Origin of the sequence: Leisingera sp. McT4-56 (assembly GCF_020514995.1) — a bacterium.
Taxonomy (GTDB): Bacteria; Pseudomonadota; Alphaproteobacteria; order Rhodobacterales; family Rhodobacteraceae; genus Leisingera; species Leisingera aquaemixtae_A.
In genome coordinates this window covers 24,080-42,907 of sequence record NZ_JAJALF010000023.1, presented here as the reverse complement: position 1 = coordinate 42,907, position 18,828 = coordinate 24,080, and the positions used below count along the sequence as shown (strand labels likewise).

Sequence of the window (18,828 nt, the reverse complement as noted above, 5' to 3'; positions counted from 1 at the left end):
GGAGGCCGGGGCATAATGGAGTTAGCGGCGGTGCGCCGCGGAAGAACTCAGGAGGCTCGGGAATGCAACGGATTCATTGGCAGGATGGAGTTACCCTGCTGACAGGGTTTGCGCTGGCAATAGCCCTGTTTTTTCTCAACGTCACCCCGGCGGACGGTGGAAGCCTGACACCGGCGACTTGGAACTTTGTTCTTGTCGGGATTGCGGCGGCGGCACTCGCTGCCACTGCCCTGTTGAACTTCAATATCTGGGAGGAATGGATTGAGATCGTACTTGGTGCCTGGCTGATCATTTCACCATGGGTTCTGGGCTATTCCAGTGTGGCCATTCTGACCTGGATGGCCGTTATCGGCGGTGCGGTCATCGTCGCGATGGGCGCAACGGTTGTGTATGCTGACTGGCCAATGAAACGGCGGTGACACCTGTCCGGACAGGCTGATGGCGGGGCGGCATTCGGTCTGCCCCGTTTTTTTGGGGGGCACGCGCCCTTGATTGAACCGTGCGCTTCAGCCCGCCAACAGCTTCTTGCGGGTGGTATACTCCTCGGGTTCGATTTCGCCGCGTGCGAAACGCATGTCGAGTTCGGCAAGCGCGCTTTCGCGGCTGCGCGAAGCCTTGCTGTCCTCGTTGCGCCGGACAAACCAGATGATGCCGGCAATGATAAGACCCAGCACGGCCAGCCACAGGATGGACCCGAAGATCATGAACAGGCCATGGCCGTAGCTCCAATCCGGCATATGCCTGTAGCCTTCCACGTCCGCCATTGCAGGGGACGCGAGTACAATAAAAGTGAACGCGAAACGTTGCATGACAGCCTCCGCAGAGAAAGTTGCATAGCTGCAGTCTGAAGAGCCGGAAGGACTGGAGTTTTGATACATGGCAATTCCGGGAGCATTTTGCTCTGAAGAGCGCGGTCCGGTATTGGCGCAAGCGGTGCGGATTTCACGGATCCTGACCCCGGTAGCCAGCGACTGAAAACAGCGAAGGATTGCCGGTCCCAGCTTCCACAACAAAGGTCTCCCCTATTGCGCTCGCTGAAATGCCGGCAATCCCAGACCGATGGCATTCATTGCCGCGCCAGTCCATCGTTCCGCAGCTCCGCGCCTTGCGGCGGTTCGCCTGGGACCTTCACTGGTATTGGCTCCCTCCATCGATGAGAACAGTATTGCTGGGTCCTGGCCGCACGCCATTGACAGCCGTCAACGAAATGCCAGGAAATTACGCGAAGTAATCGGCAAGAAGCGGGGTTCCGAGCAGATAGTCAGCGGTGAAGTCGTTGTGCTCCAACTCGGCCAGTTCGCGGAGTTCCTGCCAGTCGCTCTCTTCCCGGCCCAGCCACATGAGGGCGACAAGATCGGTTTGCGCTTCCTCATCGAGATCCGAGATCACGGATCTGAGCTCTTCCTCTGCCGGATCCCGGCCTCAGTCTTCCAGTATGTCTGCGGCAGGGTTGTCGTCGTCCCCGGCATCCTCCGGTGCCGTGCTGGCGCTTTTTCCCATCAGGTCCTGTGCCAGTTCTGTTATGAACCAGACCACCTTGGGCGGCACCCGGAGATCTGCGGTATCTGGTTCGGCGGCAGGCGGTGTTTTTTGAGGGTTCATAGGTCTTCCATTAGAAATGCGGGTCAGCTCCGGACCGCGGAAAGGCGCATAGCTTTCCGTCAGGTGCTGCCTGCCTTTCAACTCTTGCCCTAGCAGCCGGTGTGATTGCATGGACCGCTGTCACTCCGGGCCTGCTTGACAGCCATCAATGCACAAAGGCCCTCGCGGGCCAGAATGGGTCAGAAGCTTTGGCATGGAGGATACAATGAAGATCAGTGAAGCAATGCATGCCCCTGCAGAGTGGGTCAGCGCTGATACACCTGTCAGTGAAATTGCCGCCCGCATGGCAAAAGATGACATCGGGGCGGTGCCGGTTGGGAAGAATGACAAGCTCATCGGCATGATCACCGACCGCGATCTTGCGACGCGGGTTGTTGCAAAGAACCTTAGCGCCAATAAGACAAAGGCAGAGGACGTGATGTCGCCTGGCATTGTCTTTTGCCGCACCGAAGAATCCGTGGAGGACGCTGTGCACCTCATGGATCAGAAGAAGATCCGCCGGTTGCCGGTCTTGAACGAGGAAAAACGCTATGTCGGCATGCTCAGCCTTGGCGACGTGGCGCATGCTGCCGGCCTGGAACTCACGGGTGAATTGACCCGGGCGGTGGCCGATCATCACAAATAGGACAGGATGATGCCGCCCGGCCCTTCAGAACGGATCTGGTATGTGGTCATGAACACCAGCCGCGCCCGGATAATCCGGGAGTTGCCCGGCGCCCGCAATCAGGCAGCGGCAGAGATAACGATGCAGTCTGCGCGCCGGAACCTGCGCGACATTCTGCACAACAAACCCACCCGCAGTTTTGCTTCGGCCAGAGATGGCCGAAGATCCGGTGTGGAACCGGGCGCTGACCCCTTGCAGGAGGACGCGCGTGCCTTTCTTAGAGAGGTTCTGGGCTTTCTGGACGAACAGTACCGGCTTCATGCCTTCGATGGGCTGGTACTGATTGCGCCTTCTGGCTGCGTCGGCCTTTGGCGGACTGAACTGCCCGGAACGCTGCGCGAATGTGTGCGCCAGGAATTTCAGAAGAACCTCGTGCGGCTGTCGTCCGGGGAGCTGGCAGCGGCGGTGCGGGCGCTGGTTTCCGGTTGACCGCCATCAATGCCTGCACACCGCGATTCTTCCATAATTTTGTTCGCGGACACGACGCGTTGAGCAGTCGCAGGCAGCCACGTCCCTTGTCCTAGTGTTCCGCAAACTTCTCCGCTGGCCGGGGAAAAGGTTTTCCCCTGTGCCCCTGTCAGCGGAGTTCTTTTGACAAAGGAGAATGCCTATGACCACGAAAGCCAAAGTTCCCGTTGCCCGCGAGACGGCACCGGCGCAGCGTTCACCCGCGCTCAGCCCTTGGGGCGGCTTTGGAACCCTGCGGGAGGAAATGGAGCGCCTGTTCGATGCCTTCGAGCCGCGCTCATGGTTTAGCCGCGAAGGGCCGGATTTCGGATCCTTGCGCACGGAAATGGCCTTGAGCCCGGCTATCGACCTGACCGAGAACGGCACCGAGTATTCCGTCACCGCGGAATTGCCTGGTCTGGACCCGGAGTCCATCGAGGTGAAGACAAGCAACGGCACATTGTCGATCAGCGGCGAGAAGACGGAGGAAAAGCAGGAGGATGAACCCAGCTACCACCTCAGCGAGCGCCGCTGGGGCAGCTTCTTCCGTTCGGTCAGGCTGCCGGACAATATCGACCAGGATAAGATCAGTGCGACGTTTTCCAATGGCGTGCTGACGGTGCACCTGCCGAAATCCGAGGCAGCCATCGCCTCCGAGAAGAAGATTGCTGTCAAGGCGGCGTGACATCTGAATCCTGCGCCGCCAAGGGGAAGTCTTTCGCGGCGCAGCACGTTGTATGCAGCCCCTGAGACCGCCGCCTTGCGGCGAAGGTATTCCGGCGGTGCAGAAATACCGGATTCAATAACGCAAGTGTGATAGGATGTCTTTGGATCACGCAGTGATTGTAAAAGTGCCACTTGCATGCAGCCAATTGAAATTCTTGTCGTAGATGACGAAGCCGGCGTCAGGGCGGCGCTTCGTCAAGGGCTGGAGCCGGAAGGCTGGACGGTCCGTGAGGCGTGGGACCGCAAGGGGCTGTTTACAGCGCTTGAGACCTATGAGATAGACCTTGTCACGCTGGACATTGGCCTGGGGCAGCAGGACGGCCTGGAGCTGGCCCGGGAATTGCGGCGGCGGCGCAATATTCCAATCCTCATGATTACCGGGAAAGCCCATCCCTTTGACCGGGTGAGGGGGCTGGAATGCGGTGCCGATGACTATATCGTCAAACCCTTCCATATCCGGGAGGTGGTCCTGAGAACCCGCAAGACGCTGGAACGTTACCGCGGGGCCTCTGATCTGGCGGCGGCGGTCCGTTTTGGCCATTGCGAGTTCGATGTGAAGGCCAGGCTGGTCCGGGACTCGGGTGGCAGCCCCATAGACCTGACCGGTACCGAGTTGCAGCTGCTGGAGCTGTTCTTGCGCAATCCCGGGCGCGTCCTGAGCCGGGATGAAATCTCGCAAGAAGTGCTGGGGCGGAAGTGGGCACCCCTCGACAGAACGGTGGACGGCCATGTCGCACGGCTGCGCGCTAAAATCGAGCCCGGCGGTGAAGCGCCGCTGATGATCAGGTCGGTGCGGGGCGTCGGCTATGTCTTCAGCGGCGAGGTCACTCCTCCTGCTGCACGGTCCTGAGCGCCCGCGAAACGGCCTGAGCCAGCACCTTGAGCGTGTAGGGCTTCCGCAAGAGTTCCGGCCGGTTGTCCATTTCCAGCGCGGCTTCCACGGCCCGGGAAAGGTACCCTGAGGTCAGCAGTACGGCAACTTCGGGGAACAGGCGCCTGACCTCTGCCGCCAGCCCGTAGCCCGACATCCCGCCCGGCATCACGACGTCGGAGAACACCAGATCCACGGGTTCTCCTTCCGATAGCTGCTTCAGGGCAGTGGCGGCATCCGCCGCCTCGGTCACGGCATAGCCAATCGCCTCAAGGCGCTGCAGCGTTGCTTCGCGGACCCTCGGGTCATCTTCCACCACCAGCACCAGCTCGCCGTTTCCGAATTGAATGTCCTTCTGGTCTGCCTGCGGTCCAGCGGCCTGCCGTCCGGCGGCAGGCAGGAACAGAGATACGGATGTACCCTGGCCCGGTTCGGAACTGATGTGAACAAACCCCTCTGCCCGGGCAGCGGCAGCAGCAACGCTGGCCAGCCCCAGCCCGGTTCCCAGACCGCTTCCCTTGGTGGTGAAGAACGGCTCCAGCGCGCGTTTCCTGACGTCCTCGGTCATGCCGGTGCCCCTGTCCGACACCGAGAGCCGGACATACTCGCCGGGCCGCCCGTCCGGATAGCGGCTGGCGGCAGCCTCGTCCAGGGACACATCCGCGGTACGAATATCGATGCGCCCGCCGTCCGGCTGAGCGTCGCGGGCATTGATCACCAGATTGATCACGGCGCCGTCGAGTTCCGGCGGATCAACTCGGACATAGCAGCCATCGGCACCTGGCAGAAAGCGCAAGGTGGTAGACTCGTTCAGCAAATGCTCCAGCATTGCCCATGTCTTGAGTATATGGCTGTCCAGCTGCAAGACTTCCGGATTGCGGCCGTTTTCCCCTGTCAGGGCCAGCAGCTTTGCGTTGAAATTGCCGCCGGCCTCAGCCGCATCAATCGCGCGCTTCAGAAAGTCTTGAGCATCGCCGCCCGGCACACGCAACGCCGCCAGTTCCAGGTTGGCAAGAATGATCGATAGCAGGTTGTTGAAGTCATGGGCGATCACCCCGGCCAGCTGCCCCACCGTTTCCAGCCGCTGGGCCTTGGCCAGTGCCGCTTGCAATTGCTGACGTTTGGTTTGGTCGATGAGAAGACAGACAAAATGCTCCGGCCGGGCGCCCTTGCCCTTGCCGTTGAAAAAAACCTTGCCGAAAACCTGCAGGTGTTTTTCGCATCCGCTGACCAGCGGACGCAGTTCGCTGCTGATCAAGCCATTCCCATTTGGATCAAGCGCCTGATCGCTCATCGCGCGGAACGCGTCCTGGTCAGCCGGCCGCAAAACCTTCGCCCAACCGGTTAACGTTTTCGGAATATCCTGTTCGCCTATTGCCAGCAGGGACAGGAAGCCGTCTGATGCCTTCACTAAGCCGGTGCGGTAATCGAGTTCGAGTACGCCGATTCCGGTTGCGTCCATCGCCTGGAGGAAACGGTCCCTGCTTGCGGTTTCCAATATCCCTGGGTCAGTGACTTGCTGGGACCAGACAACCGCCCCGGCGACCGCGCCGCCGGTATTCAGGACCGGCTGAACCTGCCTGCGCTCCCACACGGTGCGGCCGCTTGGGTACTGGTAGCGTTCCGCCTCGCAGGAGGTGCTTTCCCCGGCCAGTGCCTGTGCAATGGCCTTGCGGAACTGCGGCGGCAGATCAGGGAGTTCTTCGTGGTAACACCGCCCCTGAAGGCCGGATCCATCTGCGCCATGATCAAGAGCCCATTGCCGTGACCAGGCAACGTAGCGCATCTGCCTGTCGAACATGGCCGCAGCCAGCGGAGATTCTGAAATAAAGGCGGACAGGCGGGCAGACAGCGCCTCGGCGGCGGGTTCAGCATCCTGCGGATCAGGATTGGACATAAGCGCACCTCGTTAAAAACACTCAGCCTTTTTTTGCCGTTCCAAGCCCGCACAATTCTGCACAATTTCCCCCCTGCCGCCGCTGCCTCTGTTCTGCGAGGGTTTTTGCAGGAGCCGGCGGTCCGCCGGGACTGTGTGATGAGTAAAACTTTAAACCACGGGGGGGCAAAATGCCAAACTGCGCCTTTTCTCCAACATCTGCAGGCGGCCTTTGCGAAACCTGTGCCTCAAGGGAACACGGGCTGTGCCACATGCTCGGCAGCGGATCTCTGTCCCATCTGGCGTCCAGAAGTTTCCGCGCGCATTACAAGCAGGGTGCCAGCATATCGGTTCAGGGGGAAGAGGCCGGGAACATCGGCATTCTCGTTTCCGGCCTGGTCAAGGTTTTTCTGATCACGGAGGATGGCGAGGAGCTGTTGCTCCAGATACTCGGCCCCGGACAGCTGATCGGAGAGCTGAACGCGGTGGAAAACGCCTTCTCCTGGGAAGCTGCTGTCCCGGCAGAGGTGTGCTGGGTGGCCCGCAGCACATTCCAGGATTTCCAGTCTGAAAGACCGCAGATCTTCTTTGCCTATCTTTCTGCACTGGAGCATCAGCTGACCGAGCACCGGCTTTGGGCGGCAGCCTTGCGGGGCCGCACGTCGCTTCAGCGCATCGCCTACTGGCTGGTTCAGCAGATGCCAATGGGCACCGGAACGGGCGCGCCGGAAATTGAGGTGATCCTGACACGGCGGGATGTCGCGTCCTTTTTGAACATGACCGTGGAAACGCTCTGCCGCGGGCTGCACCAGCTGGCGGACAGAGGTGTCATAAGCTTGCAGGCATCCAATCGCTTCAGAGTTACAAACAAGAGTGAGCTGCAGGCCTTGGCGGATTTCGGCCAACCTCGGACCCGGCCGGCTGCCGAGGCGGTCAAACACTTGCTCCGGGCCGTCCCAAGAGCCGGTTCCCGCGAGAAAAAACGGTTTGGCCCGGGCAGGAAGCGGGTTACCTGCCAGCTTCGGAAGCAAGCCGCAGCCACTGCCACGGATATAGGCAGTTGCCGGCAATGACCTCTGTCAAAGGCTCCGCGGCACTGTTTCGGTAGCGGGAAAAGGATCAAGCAACCTGGAATAGGGGTGTGATTGACTTGGCTGCGGAGCCGGACGCATCAGGCTGAATTCTGCCCGGCTGAGCAATTTTCGGGCTCCACGGTTGAGAATACGTTCCAATTGGAGACTTCGGCACCGTGATCAGGACAATCAGTCTCATCTGCTTTTACAGCAGCCAAGCTGCCGACGCGCCTACGGCAATGCCCTGTTGTTGCCGGGCGGGCTTCATCCACCCGGCTTCATGACTGCGTCAGTTGCCGATGGAAATATGGTCAACCACATTCGAGACGCCCGGTGCTGCCCAGGCTGCGCGTTCAGCCGCGTCACGCTCCGCCAAGGTCCGGACCTGGCCTTCAAGTGTGACTTCCCGGTCATGGACATTGATCCGGATACGCTTCGCTTCCAGTTCCGCATCGCGCCTGAGCGCGTCTTCGATGCGCTGACGCACATCGGCCGGCTTGACCGAAGGGACAATCTGGACCTGATTGGAAACAGCTTTGACGCCTGCCAACCCTTGAACAGCTCGTTCCGCGGCCTGCTTTTCATAGTACCATCGGACGTTCCCGGTGAGCGTCACGAGCCCGTTCTCGACTTTTACCTTGATGGCATCTCTGGGTATCGAGCTGTCCCAGCGCAGGGAGTTTGCCGCCCGTTTCGCGACTTCGTCATCTGCTGTCCTGTGGGCTCCAAACGGCCGCACCTCGATTTCCTGTGCAATGGCCCGCACGCCCTTCACCCTTTTGACGATGTTCTCGGCCGCCAGCTTCTGGGAATAGGTCGGGACATGCCCGGTCAAGGTGACCGTGCCATCTTCAACCGCGATGCCGATGTCAGCGGCATCAATGCTTGGATCATAGTCCAGCTCGTCCAAGATATCCTGCTTAAGATCGATATCCTTCATCTCATTCATCCTTCAGAGAAACGCGAGTCACTCGCAAACACTGCAGCCAATCTTATGGTTCCGGGGGCATAAGGCATTGATAGCCGACAACGGCGTTCCTGAGGAGGCGGGGCGAAATTCGAAATAATTATATATTTTCAGTCCCTTATGCCCTTTCCTCGTGCATTTTAACGCAGGTTGCTAGGCGTGTTTCCGCTGTTGCGGATGGATTGGCGGGGCAGGCGGATTGATCGGCGAGGATGCAAATGTGAATAACCCCGAGTGCTTCCGTGATCGGTGGTCAAACGTGCCCGGATCAATTGGCCGGGCGTCAGGTGCGACAATTGCCAGAAGCAGAAATCCGGTCCGAGAACGGTATTCACGACAGGCCTTGGCGACGTTTCCGATTTCCTCAGCATAGGCAAGTACGCGCTTCTTGCGTGCGATGCCGCTCAGAGCTTTTTTTGTTCACGCTGGTTTCTCCTTTGGCTGCAAGACAGATCAAAATCTGTCAGCCGAACTCGGAAACTCCACATTAGCCGGGGTCAGAACTGCCACACCCGATCGAAGCCGCTGCCAGTGCCATGGACCTTTATGGGCGGCAGGCCGACTCCGGCGACAGCGCATTCCAACGCCCCAGGTGTCTTAGACTGTTTATGGGACGCGCACATAGGCGCCGGGTGCGGAGTAAAGCCTTTTCGGCCGTTTGCTGTCTGTCTTCGATACGTGCGGTTTCGCCCGCTCGCCCGAGCGTCCAGCCAGCCATGCTACCCACTCAGGCCACCACGAGCCCTTCTTGGGTTTATGCGATGCTATCCACTCGTCCGGCGGCTGATAGAGCGCGCCGGCAGGCCGGTGGCCGATCCTGTAGCGCCGGCCGGGATGTCCAGGTTCGCTCAGGATACCGCCGTTGTGTCCGCCTTTCGTCAGGACGAATGTAAGATCGCCGTTAGTAAACAAGCGCATCTTGAAGACCGACTTCCAGGGCGCGATGTGATCGGTCTCGGTCCCCACAACGAACATCGGCACGCGAATATCCTTGAGCGCCACGACCCTGCCTTCGACAGCGAAGCGCCCCGCACTCAACCGGTTTTCAAGAAACAGCCCGCGCAGGTATTCGGAGTGCATCCTGGCAGGCATGCGCGTGGTGTCATTGTTCCAGACCGTGATGTCGCTAGGCAGGTCGTCTTCGCCCAGAAAATAGCGTCGCACTGCGCGTGAGTAGATCAGATCCTCGGCCCGGATTGAGGTGAAGGTGCGAGTCATCTGCGGCCGGTCGAGGTAGCCCTGCAGCCACATCAGATCCTCGACGAAGGCGATCTGGCTGACATCGATGAAAAGCAGGAGTTCGCCCGCCTCGGCGAAATCGACCTGCGCGGCCATGAAGGTCAGGCTCGCCAGCCGGTCGTCCGCATCCCGCGCCATGACTGCCGCTGCGATGGCCAGAAGCGTTCCGCCAAGGCAGTAGCCGTTCACATGGACCTTTTGATCCGGCAGAATGGACCCGATCACATCAAGCGCCGTCATGATGCCCCTGAGACGGTAATCTTCAAGCGACAGATCAGCTTGGCCGGCGCCGGGATTGACCCATGAGATCATGAAGACGGTAAAGCCCTGTTCCACGAGGTAGCGCACCATGGAGTTCCTGGGCGACATGTCGAGGATGTAATATTTCATGATCCAAGCGGGGACGAAGAGAACCGGTTCCGGATGCACGAGGTCTGTTGTCGGCTTATACTGTATCAATTCGAAAAGCTCGTTCCTGAAAACCACGTCGCCTGGTGTGCAGGCCAGGTCCTTGCCGATCTCGAAACCTTCGGGCGCCGGCTTATGGTTTTGCGTCACGGTATGGTTGAAATCCTCCCAGAAGTGGTGTGATCCTTCGATGATGTTCCGGCCGCCTTCCTTCATCGTCCGTTCGATGATTTCGGGGTTCGACCACGGGAAATTCGATGGCGAGAAAAGATCAAGGGCCTGGCGGACCTGGAACCGGGCGCGGTCGGCGTCCCGTCTGGCAAGTCCCGGCATCTCTCCCGTTGCCGCTTCCCACCAGTCCTGGGTCGCAAGGAAGGCCTGTTGCCATACGGAGAAGGGCGCCTTCTTCCAGCCATCGGCCTCGAAGCGGTGATCGAAGCTTCGCGGTTTGAACGGCAGCGTGCCGGTCAGGTTCGATGCTGACAACCCGACCTTTGCCGCGTTGGTCAATGCCCGCTCCGCCAATTCCAGCTGCCGGCCGGGAGACCTGCTGAGATGCAGCGCCCAGTCCATCCAAGTGGCCATGATCGAATGAGGCGACACGCCGGCCGTGACGCGCGCCAAGGCCGCGCGGGTTGCACGGTCCAGCTTTTCATAAGGGTGCATAGGCTGCGGTTCTGACGGAGCGGGCACCCGGCAACTTTCAAGCTTGGCAGTTTTCTTTGCTGCCGAAGGGTTCGCTTTGGAGTGTTTGACCATGACTTCTGGTTGCCTAGTGTACGGGAAGGACCGCAAGGCCGGTCCGTCCAGCAAGAATTCGCATGTTGCCGGTCAGCATTTTCTGTCATGCGCGTGAGTGCTCGCAGATGCCCGTGACGACATTGCCAGAGACATTGCGCCGTCAGCCATGATGGAGAGATGCGAGGACTTTGCGCTCGCTGCCGCAGACAATAGCTGGCATTTGCCAGGACCAGACTTCCGGTCGGCCCAGACAGGGAAGGTTGCGTTCGTCAAAATCGTGATCCCATGCAGTCAAGGGAATGGTAGCCTTTGACCGCACGCGCGCCTTGACGGCCATCAATTGTATTCCTGGGTTGCGACGTATCACGAGATTGATAGGCCGGCCCGTCTGATACAAATGCTGCCAGATTGCCTTCTTCCTTTGATGCGGAAGGCTTCAAGAGAGTCTCTGCGAGATAAGTACGGGAGGTAAAGAGCCGTTGACCCGGATATGACCACCGGAAGATAACTGTCAGGCGGGTCACTTCTTTACAAAAAGACCCGGGTTAGATCTCGACGGGGAACAGCAAACTGGCACCTGATAGAACATGACTGTCGAAATCATACTGGTTCTGGCCTTTCTTTCATTGACGATCCTTTTCTTCGCGATGGAGTGGTTGCCGGTCGACGTCGTTACGCTGTCCCTCCTTGCGGCTCTCGTCGTTTCGGGCGTCCTGACACCTGCCGAGGCTTTCTCCGGTTTCGCGAACGAGATGGTGATCATTCTGGCTTCGGTGTTTGTATTATCCAGCGCTTTAATCAAATCCGGTGTGATGGAATGGCTTAGCGGCAGCATTCGGAACTTGGGCGGCAAGACGGAATGGCGCGGAATGGGCATGTTGCTGACCATCGCTGCCGCTGCTTCCGCCTTTTTGAGCAACACGGTTGCAACCGCAATACTTATGCCAGCCGTGCTCCAGATCGCAAGAAACGCACAGGCCAGCCCGAGCCGGTTTCTCATGCCGGTGGCATACGCTTCGATCCTTGGAGGAGCTTGCACGTTGGTCGGGACGTCGACGAACATCGCGGGAAGCGCCATGGCAGCACAGTTGGGGCTTGAACCGTTCTCAATGTTCGAATTTCTGGGAATTGGCCTTTTAATGGCGGCCTGCGGCATCGTTTGGCTGGTGTTCTTTGGCAGCCGGCTAGTGCCGTCTCGTGCTCCGGTGGAACTTGAGGATGAATTTGGGAAACCTGATTATCTGTCGGCACTCGTGGTTCCGCCAGGGTCACGTGCCGAGGGGCGGACGATTGGCGAGCTCAAGCTAGGGGCGTTCAATGTGACCGCGCTTGCAGCTGTTCAGGCCGGCAAGCGCCTGCGCCCTCATCACCGGCGCAAGCTGCATGAGGGGGATCTCCTGATTGTGAGAGCTTCGCGCCAAGACCTGCTTCGCGCCGAAGCGCAACTCGGATTGGTAATTGATGCCACTCAGCATTTCTCCGTGCAGGACCTTCAACCCGAAGAGATCGCTATGGCAGAGGCGGTTCTGCTGTCGCAATCAAACTTAGTTGGCCGAACCCTGAGACAAATAAATTTTCACCGCAGGTACGGTGTCACCGTCGTGGCAATTCACCGCCCTGGTCACGCCCGGCCGGCCAAAATCGAAAACCTGCGGCTTCAGGTCGGGGATGTTCTTTTGCTGCAAGGCGCACGGGAGGAACTGGAGAACCTGAAGGGAAACCGCAATCTTTGGGGCCTATTGGAAGTGGAGAGCAGGATCCTCACACATCAGCAAGGAGCGATTGTTATAGGTATAGTAGCAATCGCCGTATTTATTGGTGCATCAGGCTTTCTGCCCTTATCGGTTTCGCTGCTGTTGGCTGCGTTGGTGCTTGTCATGGCGCGGTTTGTCACCATGGAAGAAGCGTACCGGTTCATCGAATGGCGCCTTCTTGTTCTAATCGCCGGACTCACCAGTTTTGGAGGGGCCATGGTCAAGACGGGTGCTGCGGCCTATCTGGCGGACTTGATCGTAAGCGCAACCCTGCCGTTCGGTGTCACTGCCTCCATGGCGGCTTTCGCGGTTCTCACCATCCTTCTAACGCAGCCGATGTCCAACGCGGCAGCCGCATTGACGGTGTTACCAGTAGCCACGGCTTCGGCCGAAGCCTTGGGTGTTGATGCGCGATCTCTGGTGGTTCTGGTCACCCTAGCGGCCTCGCTTTCCTTCATCACGCCGTTCGAGCCCGCCTGTTTGCTCGTATATGGACCGGGACGCTACCATTTCCGGGACTTTGTCCGGGCCGGTCTGCCGCTCACAATAATCTGCCTCACTCTTTTGCTGATACTTGTTCCGGTGTTCTGGCCGCTTTGAATGCTCCCCTGAACTCCGTTTTTTCGGGTGTATGGGTGCTTTCCGGTGGGCATTTCCGATGGGCGCGTAAAGGGCCAAGCCGTCTGCGCCAGCCACAGCAGCAGAATTATCGTTTAGGGGGCATCACGCACCGATGGCTGGCAGAAGCTCTTCCGGGGCGACCGGGCGAGACTTTCATTAATGTAATTTTTGCAAATGCTTATGCCTGATTCACTTGTGCTTCGGCGCGTGTTGCGAAGCCTGTCACTGCTGGTCTGCGGAGTTCAGTGTTTCAGCTGCCGGCGCCACCGCGGTGGAGTTTCCGAAGAACGGATCGGTGCTGGCCGTTCTCATAGCGGCTGGCGGGCGGTCCGGCGCTGCAACAAAACCGAGCTGACGGATGGCGCCGCCGGCCAGCGATCCTTACTCAGCGCGGGCAGCTGAGGTTACCCGTCAGGCGAGCCCTGGCGATTTCAAAACGGGGATTATCCGGCGCCGGCAAGGGAAACGGCCGTGGCATAGGGGCCTTTTTCACCCTCCATTGCGCGAAACCGGAGCCGGGTGCCCTTAGCAAGCTGGTCCCACACATCCGCAGTCAGCGCATCCTGCTGAAAGTACACCTCGCGCCCGTCGTCAGCGCGGATGTATCCATAGCCAAGCTCTTTTTCCAGCAGCGAGATGCAGCCATGCAGCACTGGCGGATGGTGCTTGACCTCAATGGCCGCCATTGTCTTCTTCTGCCGTTTCAGCAGCTTCTCGGCGGCGGAAAACGCCCGGTTCAAGGCAAGCGCCAAGTCTTCCCTGGCGCTGCCCTTGGCCGATGTCCGGGTTACCGTAATGTCCGGGCCTGGCACACTGAGTGTGAGCCGGACACGGTACTCCCGTCCGGTAACCTTGCGTTTCTGAGGCGCTTCAATGACGGTTTCGCAACCAACGATCCTGTTGTTGATCCGCTCAAGGGCCTCCACCCGCCTGGCGACCAGTGCATCCACCGATGGCGAGGGATCGACATTGCGGTATGTTACAACCGGCTCAGTTTGCATTTCGGACCCCCTTTGCAATTTCAGTGTGCCGCTGGATTGCCGAACACTACTGCTCAATAACAGGGCCGGGTGTAGTAGGTTCCGTCTCCGTGCGCGTAGGCGCACCGCCCGGCTGCATTGTTCTGCGCCACCAAAGTTCCGGCGGCCGCGCCGGCCAGCGCCGCGATCAGCCGCCAATCATCATCTGCCTTAAGCGCATCAGCCGTAATCAGGCCGGCCGCTGCGCCAGCAGTTATTCCGACAACGGTACGCTGTTCGGGAGTGAGATTTTCGCACGCAGGGAGGAGTCCCAAGGCGATCAGCAAGGATGCAATCCTGTTCTTTAGCGGCATTTCCTTACCTCCAACGTATTTTGTATTTGACCAACGGAACAAAAAATTACTGCAGCGCCGGATTACCCCTGCCGTACGCGGCGCTCCAGCCCCGACATCCTTGCGGCCGGCTTTCCAGCCCGGCTATGCCGGGGAAGGGAAATCATCGGCACTTCATAGTGTTGGATGAGGGCTGTGGATTGCAGGCTGCCGCAATCCAAACGGACCTCTTTTGCTGCCGTTGATTGTGAGGCACTCTCCGGTCCCTCCTCCTGTCCGGTCTTGGGTCCAGAATGTCCCTTGCCAGTCAGGTGGTCATTGACCGCCGTCAACCTGAGTTCCCGCAGTCGCGGCGGAAGAACGGCCAGGCGGAGCCGCATGTTGCTGCGCATCAATTCGAGCAGGTCCTTGCTGTGATAAACTTAGAGTGTGCTGCGGCTGACGCGGACCATTGTGGCGCTAGTGCATATAGCGGGTGAGGGGGCAATGGAGAAATGACGCACAAGAAAATGCTGTTTCATTCACAGGCACGCGAAAAACTTCTTCGGGGCACAACTGCTCTTGCAGAAGCCGTGCGCGTAACGCTGGGGCCGCGCTCGAAATCCGTTCTGCTGCAAAGGGCATATGGGGCACCGCTTGTTTGCGATGACGGTGTGACCATAGCAAAAGAGGTCGTCTTGGAAGACCCGGAGGAGAACCTGGGCGCGCAGCTGCTCAGGCAAGCCGCCGAGAAGACGGGGGATGCTGTTGGAGACGGTACAAGCACTGCAACACTTCTGGCGCATGCAATCTTTGCTGATGGCACCCGCAACATCGTCGCCGGTGCCAGCGGCGTTGGCATCCGGCGCGGGCTTGACCGGGGGCTGGCTGCGGCAACCAAAGCGCTGCAAGAACTGTCCCGCCCTGTCAGGTCCCGCACCGAGAAAGCCCAGGTCGCGGCGATTTCGGCGCATAATGATATGGCGGTGGGCGAGATGATCGCCGATGCGATGGAAAAGGTCGGTGATGACGGCATCGTCTCGCTGGAGGAATCGCGGACAACCGAAACCGTTCTGGAAGTGGTCGAGGGCATGCAATTCGACCGCGGCTATATCTCGCCCTATTTTGTGACCGACCCTGACAAGATGGAAGCGGTGCTTGAGGACGCCCTGATCCTGATCTGCGACAGAAAGATCGCCAACCTGAACGATCTGGTGCCGCTGCTGGAAGATATTGCCAAGAGCAGCAAACCGATCCTGCTGATCGCAGAGGACGTGTCGGGCGAAGCGCTTGCGACGCTTGTCGTCAACCAGCTGCGCGGGGTGTTCCGCTGCATTGCCGTCAAGGCGCCCGGTTTCGGCGACCGGCGCAAGGCCATGCTGCAGGACATAGCAACGCTGACCGGTGCCCAGATGATCTCAGAGGAATTGGGGCTGAAACTGAAAAATGCAGGGCTTACTGATCTGGGGGCTGCGCAACGCGTCGTTGCAGACAATGGCACGACCACGATTATTGGCGGGGCTGGCGATCCCGAGGCGATCAGCGATCGGGTGGCGCAGATCCGGGCTCAGATAGGGAAAACAACCAGCGACTACGACCGGGAGAAACTGGAGGAAAGGCTGGCCAAGCTTTCGGGCGGGGTGGCGGTGATCCGGGTGGGCGCGCTGACCGAGGCGGAAATGAAGAACAAGAAGGAAGCCCTGGACGACGCCATCAATGCCACCAAGGCGGCCGTGGCCGAAGGCATCGTTCCCGGCGGCGGGCTTGCACTTTTGCGCTGCACCGGGGCGGTTCAGGCCGAAGAAGCCAATGCGGAAGGCGATGAGAAGACCGGCCTTGAAATCCTGCGCCACGCCTTGAGCGCCCCAACGCGCCGGATTGCAGAAAACTCCGCTGTCGACGGCGGGGTTGTCGTTGCAGAGATGCTGAAGGGCACGGGCAGCCATGGCTACGACGCCGCGCGCAACGAATATGTCGACCTGTTGGAGGCGGGCATCGTGGACCCGACAAAGGTTGTGCGGATTGCATTGGAAAACGCGGTTTCGGTGGCTGGTGTCCTGCTCCTGACGGAGGCGACAATGACGGAAGTGAAAGATCCCGAAGACAAAGCGCAGGTGCCTCAAGGCCTGGCATTTTGAGCGCTGATAGAAGAGCTTGGCCGGAATGGATACTAGCGGCCCTTAACCGGTTGCAGCATCCGCTCGGCTGCGCGCGAAAACTTGGCCTTGCAATTTTCCTGAAAGGGGCAGGATTTGATCAAATCGGGATGTAAGGATTGCAACAGTGTATTGCAGCCCGGAACTCCGGGTTGCCGCCCGCGCCTGAAGCTATCGTTTCGATGGATCAAAGGCCTGTCATGCACCAGCTATCGAATTGGCCTGTCTGGGCGGAGCTGATCAGGTTTACTACAGATTTTGGCTGCGAGGATCATATGAACCAAATAACTTCTATCATAACAGTTGTTTGCATACAGCTTGCTTTGGTTATCAGCGGATGTACTTCCAACCAGACCGTCGCGCGAACGGATGCAAGGCATGGCAAGGCGCTCTTTGCTGAAAAATGCGCGGAATGCCACGGCAGCGGAGGTCAGGGAGGAGGGCCGACATCGCTTGGACCGGGACAGAGAGCGCCGGCGCTGACATTGCTGTCGGCGCGCAACGGCGGAGAATTCCCTCGCGACTATGTTATGGGGGTCATCGATGGCTACGAGCGGAGGAACCATCCCGCAGCCGCCATGCCTGAGTTTGGCGCCGGAGATCTGGGGCCTGTAATATTGGTCGAGAAAGACGACTTGGCCACGCCCATTCCTGCGGATCTTCTGGCACTGGCCAGTTACCTGCAGAGTATTCAAGAATAAGCGGCCCGAACTGTGGTGTTTCCCAAAGGCAGAAGGTTTTTCGATAAGGATGATCCAATCTGAACTAATAATTTCAGTTGGGGTGTTGTTTACAGTTGGCCTTTTTGCCGACCAAATAGGGCGCAGAAGCAAAGTCCCGCGGGTAACGCTGCTGCTGGCCTGCGGCATGCTTGCATCCGCGTTCGACCTTGTTCCCGAGCAACTGGCAGACCTTTCGGAAACTGCGACGGTGATTGCACTTTCGATGGTTGCATTTTTGCTGGGCGGGTCGTTCAAGGCAGACACGCTGAAAGCGCATGGCGCCGCGATCCTCTGCATCTCATTGGCAATCATTTTGATGACGCTGCTTTTGGTTACATCGGGATTGTTCCTATTGGGCGCGGACCCGGCGCTCGCTTTGGTTCTGGCCAGTGTGGCGACGGCGACCGCTCCGGCGACGACACTTGATGTGATCCGGCAGTCAGGTGTTTCCAACGGGTTTACTCAGACCATCCGGGGGATCGTTGCAGTGGATGATGCCTGGGGTTTGCTGGCATTCAGTATTTGCCTGGCCGTCGCAACCCAGATGGCGGGGTCTGAAGCGGAATTGCGCGTCTCTGTTGTGCATGAGATCGGCGGTGCGTTGATACTTGGCTGCCTGATAGGCCTGCCTGCCGTGTTTCTTACCGGCCGGATCGACGCGGGCGAGCCATTGCTTGTCGAAGCACTGTCTGTGGCGTTTCTTACAGCCGGCCTGGCGGTTTGGCTGGGTGTGTCCTTCCTGATCACTGGGATGACTGCAGGGGCGCTGGTTGCAAACTTCGCCCGCCATCACCGCAGAGCGTTTCACGAAATCGAGCATATCCAGTGGCCGTTCATGATTGTATTTTTCATTCTTGCAGGCGCTGCTTTGGATACCTCCTCAATTTCCAAACTGGGTGTATTGGGGGCGGTGCTTGTCGTTCTGCGCATTGCGGCAAGGCTGCTGGGAGGATGGCTTGGCGCGGCCGTCGCAAAGGTCCCGAAACCCAAGCGCGGGCTTTACGGTGCCGCGCTTCTGCCGCAGGCCGGCGTGGCAATCGGCATGGCGCTTTTGGCCGGACAGGCGCTTCCGCAGTGGAAAGACCAGATTATGGGTTTGACGATTGGGGCCACCGTTGTTTTTGAGATTATCGGACCTTTCGCGACGATGTGGGCACTGAAAAAGTCGGATCAGGTCTGATTTGTCCTAAGTACAGCACTCGCCCATGCGAATGATGCCCAAGCCGCGATCCCTAAGGTTCGGCCCCTAATGCCTGCAAGGTATTTTGAACTGCACAAGGTTTGCCCCCGACGACCGCACTGACGCCTGTGAGCGGCGCCGTGGAGTCTGATCAGAATACCGCCTTGCTATAAACATTTGGCTTCCTGCATTTGCAGGTCCGCCTCAGCCTGCGGGCCGCAAGGTGGACGAGCAGAACGTCCTAAAAGCCCCACTTGCAACTTTTTGCGGTCAAGACGGCGGGCCTTGCGATCGTACCTCTGCCAGCTAGTTGGTAACCGGAATGCTTCGTGGATAAGGTTTGATCCATGGTACAAGCCGGTCAAATGCGCCTGCGGTTACTTGGGCCTGCAGATACTGTAACCGGCCCCCGGCCTCAGGTGGAGGTTTGGCAGCTGCTGGCGCTGGCCGTTTGCGGCTTGTTCGCAAGGTACATGAGGTTGCGAACGCA

The 18,828-nt window shown here is 59.1% G+C and carries 17 protein-coding genes and 1 pseudogene; 10 read left to right on the top strand and 8 right to left on the bottom strand.

Going from position 1 to position 18,828, the window contains the following annotated elements; genetic code table 11:
* Positions 1 to 62: 62 nt before the first annotated feature.
* Entirely contained in the window at positions 63 to 419 is a 357-nt protein-coding gene (locus tag LHL23_RS19740) for an SPW repeat protein (RefSeq protein ID WP_226431207.1), read from the top strand.
* A gap of 87 nt (positions 420 to 506) precedes the next feature.
* Here the strand turns inward: LHL23_RS19740 and LHL23_RS19735 are convergent, their stop codons facing one another.
* The 3 genes and pseudogenes from LHL23_RS19735 to LHL23_RS19725 form a co-directional block, all read right to left on the bottom strand.
* Positions 507 to 809 carry an SHOCT domain-containing protein gene (locus LHL23_RS19735; RefSeq protein ID WP_226431206.1) on the bottom strand — a complete coding sequence of 101 codons (303 nt, stop codon included), beginning with the start codon at positions 807 to 809 and terminating at the stop codon, positions 507 to 509.
* A gap of 409 nt (positions 810 to 1,218) precedes the next feature.
* Positions 1,219 to 1,395 (bottom strand): annotated as a pseudogene (locus LHL23_RS19730) (DUF3775 domain-containing protein); the annotation flags it as partial.
* Between the two features lie 27 nt (positions 1,396 to 1,422).
* Positions 1,423 to 1,602, bottom strand: coding sequence for a hypothetical protein (locus LHL23_RS19725; protein ID WP_222482448.1), 180 nt, complete (start codon positions 1,600 to 1,602; stop codon positions 1,423 to 1,425).
* 205 nt (positions 1,603 to 1,807) lie between these two features.
* On the opposite strand from LHL23_RS19725, the gene LHL23_RS19720 reads away from it, so the two are divergent.
* From LHL23_RS19720 to LHL23_RS19705, 4 genes are all read left to right on the top strand, one after another.
* The gene (locus LHL23_RS19720; protein ID WP_226431204.1) at positions 1,808 to 2,227 is read left to right on the top strand and encodes a CBS domain-containing protein; all 420 of its coding nucleotides are present in this window, start codon (positions 1,808 to 1,810) and stop codon (positions 2,225 to 2,227) included.
* Between the two features lie 6 nt (positions 2,228 to 2,233).
* Positions 2,234 to 2,695 (top strand): host attachment protein, encoded by a 462-nt coding sequence (locus LHL23_RS19715; protein WP_319005221.1) that lies wholly within the window; start codon positions 2,234 to 2,236, stop codon positions 2,693 to 2,695.
* Positions 2,696 to 2,876: 181 nt separating this feature from the next.
* A complete protein-coding gene (locus LHL23_RS19710) occupies positions 2,877 to 3,398 on the top strand; it encodes an Hsp20/alpha crystallin family protein (RefSeq protein WP_226431202.1) in 522 nt (173 codons plus the stop codon).
* 177 nt (positions 3,399 to 3,575) lie between these two features.
* Positions 3,576 to 4,289 (top strand): response regulator transcription factor, encoded by a 714-nt coding sequence (locus LHL23_RS19705; RefSeq protein ID WP_226431201.1) that lies wholly within the window; start codon positions 3,576 to 3,578, stop codon positions 4,287 to 4,289.
* Here the strand turns inward: LHL23_RS19705 and LHL23_RS19700 are convergent.
* Complete coding sequence (locus tag LHL23_RS19700; protein ID WP_226431200.1) at positions 4,264 to 6,207, bottom strand: ATP-binding protein; 1,944 nt, start codon at positions 6,205 to 6,207, stop codon at positions 4,264 to 4,266. The genes LHL23_RS19705 and LHL23_RS19700 overlap by 26 nt on opposite strands.
* A 251-nt stretch (positions 6,208 to 6,458) precedes the next feature.
* Between LHL23_RS19700 and LHL23_RS19695 the strand changes: the two genes are divergently transcribed.
* Positions 6,459 to 7,259, top strand: coding sequence for a Crp/Fnr family transcriptional regulator (locus LHL23_RS19695; protein WP_226431199.1), 801 nt, complete (start codon positions 6,459 to 6,461; stop codon positions 7,257 to 7,259).
* Between the two features lie 289 nt (positions 7,260 to 7,548).
* Here the strand turns inward: LHL23_RS19695 and LHL23_RS19690 are convergent, their stop codons facing one another.
* Together LHL23_RS19690 and LHL23_RS19685 are read right to left on the bottom strand one after the other, a co-directional pair.
* Positions 7,549 to 8,199 carry a BON domain-containing protein gene (locus LHL23_RS19690; RefSeq protein WP_226431198.1) on the bottom strand — a complete coding sequence of 217 codons (651 nt, stop codon included), beginning with the start codon at positions 8,197 to 8,199 and terminating at the stop codon, positions 7,549 to 7,551.
* A gap of 633 nt (positions 8,200 to 8,832) precedes the next feature.
* The gene (locus LHL23_RS19685) at positions 8,833 to 10,632 is read right to left on the bottom strand and encodes a PHA/PHB synthase family protein (protein ID WP_226431197.1); all 1,800 of its coding nucleotides are present in this window, start codon (positions 10,630 to 10,632) and stop codon (positions 8,833 to 8,835) included.
* Positions 10,633 to 11,201: 569 nt separating this feature from the next.
* On the opposite strand from LHL23_RS19685, the gene LHL23_RS19680 reads away from it, so the two are divergent.
* Positions 11,202 to 12,968, top strand: coding sequence for an SLC13 family permease (locus tag LHL23_RS19680; protein WP_226431196.1), 1,767 nt, complete (start codon positions 11,202 to 11,204; stop codon positions 12,966 to 12,968).
* A 464-nt stretch (positions 12,969 to 13,432) separates the two neighbouring features.
* Here the strand turns inward: LHL23_RS19680 and LHL23_RS19675 are convergent, their stop codons facing one another.
* Together LHL23_RS19675 and LHL23_RS19670 are read right to left on the bottom strand one after the other, a co-directional pair.
* Entirely contained in the window at positions 13,433 to 13,990 is a 558-nt protein-coding gene (locus LHL23_RS19675) for an HPF/RaiA family ribosome-associated protein (protein WP_226431195.1), read from the bottom strand.
* 53 nt (positions 13,991 to 14,043) lie between these two features.
* On the bottom strand, positions 14,044 to 14,322 hold the full coding sequence (locus tag LHL23_RS19670) for a glycine zipper 2TM domain-containing protein (RefSeq protein ID WP_226431194.1): 279 nt from the start codon (positions 14,320 to 14,322) through the stop codon (positions 14,044 to 14,046).
* 473 nt (positions 14,323 to 14,795) lie between these two features.
* Between LHL23_RS19670 and groL the strand changes: the two genes are divergently transcribed.
* From groL to LHL23_RS19655, 3 genes are all read left to right on the top strand, one after another.
* Positions 14,796 to 16,418, top strand: coding sequence for a chaperonin GroEL (gene groL, locus LHL23_RS19665; protein ID WP_226431193.1), 1,623 nt, complete (start codon positions 14,796 to 14,798; stop codon positions 16,416 to 16,418).
* 218 nt (positions 16,419 to 16,636) lie between these two features.
* Positions 16,637 to 17,137 carry a c-type cytochrome gene (locus LHL23_RS19660; protein ID WP_226431192.1) on the top strand — a complete coding sequence of 167 codons (501 nt, stop codon included), beginning with the start codon at positions 16,637 to 16,639 and terminating at the stop codon, positions 17,135 to 17,137.
* Between the two features lie 49 nt (positions 17,138 to 17,186).
* Entirely contained in the window at positions 17,187 to 18,338 is a 1,152-nt protein-coding gene (locus LHL23_RS19655) for a cation:proton antiporter (protein WP_226431191.1), read from the top strand.
* The last annotated feature ends 490 nt before the right edge of the window (positions 18,339 to 18,828 follow it).

Coding starts and splice junctions, on each gene's coding strand:
- LHL23_RS19670 (WP_226431194.1), bottom strand. CDS start 14,322: ATGCCGCTAAAGAACAGGATTGCATCCTTGCTGATCGCCTTGGGACTC.
- LHL23_RS19695 (WP_226431199.1), top strand. CDS start 6,459: ATGCTCGGCAGCGGATCTCTGTCCCATCTGGCGTCCAGAAGTTTCCGC.
- LHL23_RS19655 (WP_226431191.1), top strand. CDS start 17,187: ATGATCCAATCTGAACTAATAATTTCAGTTGGGGTGTTGTTTACAGTT.
- LHL23_RS19680 (WP_226431196.1), top strand. CDS start 11,202: ATGACTGTCGAAATCATACTGGTTCTGGCCTTTCTTTCATTGACGATC.
- LHL23_RS19675 (WP_226431195.1), bottom strand. CDS start 13,990: ATGCAAACTGAGCCGGTTGTAACATACCGCAATGTCGATCCCTCGCCA.
- LHL23_RS19710 (WP_226431202.1), top strand. CDS start 2,877: ATGACCACGAAAGCCAAAGTTCCCGTTGCCCGCGAGACGGCACCGGCG.
- LHL23_RS19705 (WP_226431201.1), top strand. CDS start 3,576: ATGCAGCCAATTGAAATTCTTGTCGTAGATGACGAAGCCGGCGTCAGG.
- LHL23_RS19660 (WP_226431192.1), top strand. CDS start 16,637: ATGCACCAGCTATCGAATTGGCCTGTCTGGGCGGAGCTGATCAGGTTT.
- groL (WP_226431193.1), top strand. CDS start 14,796: ATGACGCACAAGAAAATGCTGTTTCATTCACAGGCACGCGAAAAACTT.
- LHL23_RS19720 (WP_226431204.1), top strand. CDS start 1,808: ATGAAGATCAGTGAAGCAATGCATGCCCCTGCAGAGTGGGTCAGCGCT.
- LHL23_RS19685 (WP_226431197.1), bottom strand. CDS start 10,632: ATGGTCAAACACTCCAAAGCGAACCCTTCGGCAGCAAAGAAAACTGCC.
- LHL23_RS19735 (WP_226431206.1), bottom strand. CDS start 809: ATGCAACGTTTCGCGTTCACTTTTATTGTACTCGCGTCCCCTGCAATG.
- LHL23_RS19700 (WP_226431200.1), bottom strand. CDS start 6,207: ATGTCCAATCCTGATCCGCAGGATGCTGAACCCGCCGCCGAGGCGCTG.
- LHL23_RS19715 (WP_319005221.1), top strand. CDS start 2,234: ATGATGCCGCCCGGCCCTTCAGAACGGATCTGGTATGTGGTCATGAAC.
- LHL23_RS19740 (WP_226431207.1), top strand. CDS start 63: ATGCAACGGATTCATTGGCAGGATGGAGTTACCCTGCTGACAGGGTTT.
- LHL23_RS19690 (WP_226431198.1), bottom strand. CDS start 8,199: ATGAAGGATATCGATCTTAAGCAGGATATCTTGGACGAGCTGGACTAT.
- LHL23_RS19725 (WP_222482448.1), bottom strand. CDS start 1,602: ATGAACCCTCAAAAAACACCGCCTGCCGCCGAACCAGATACCGCAGAT.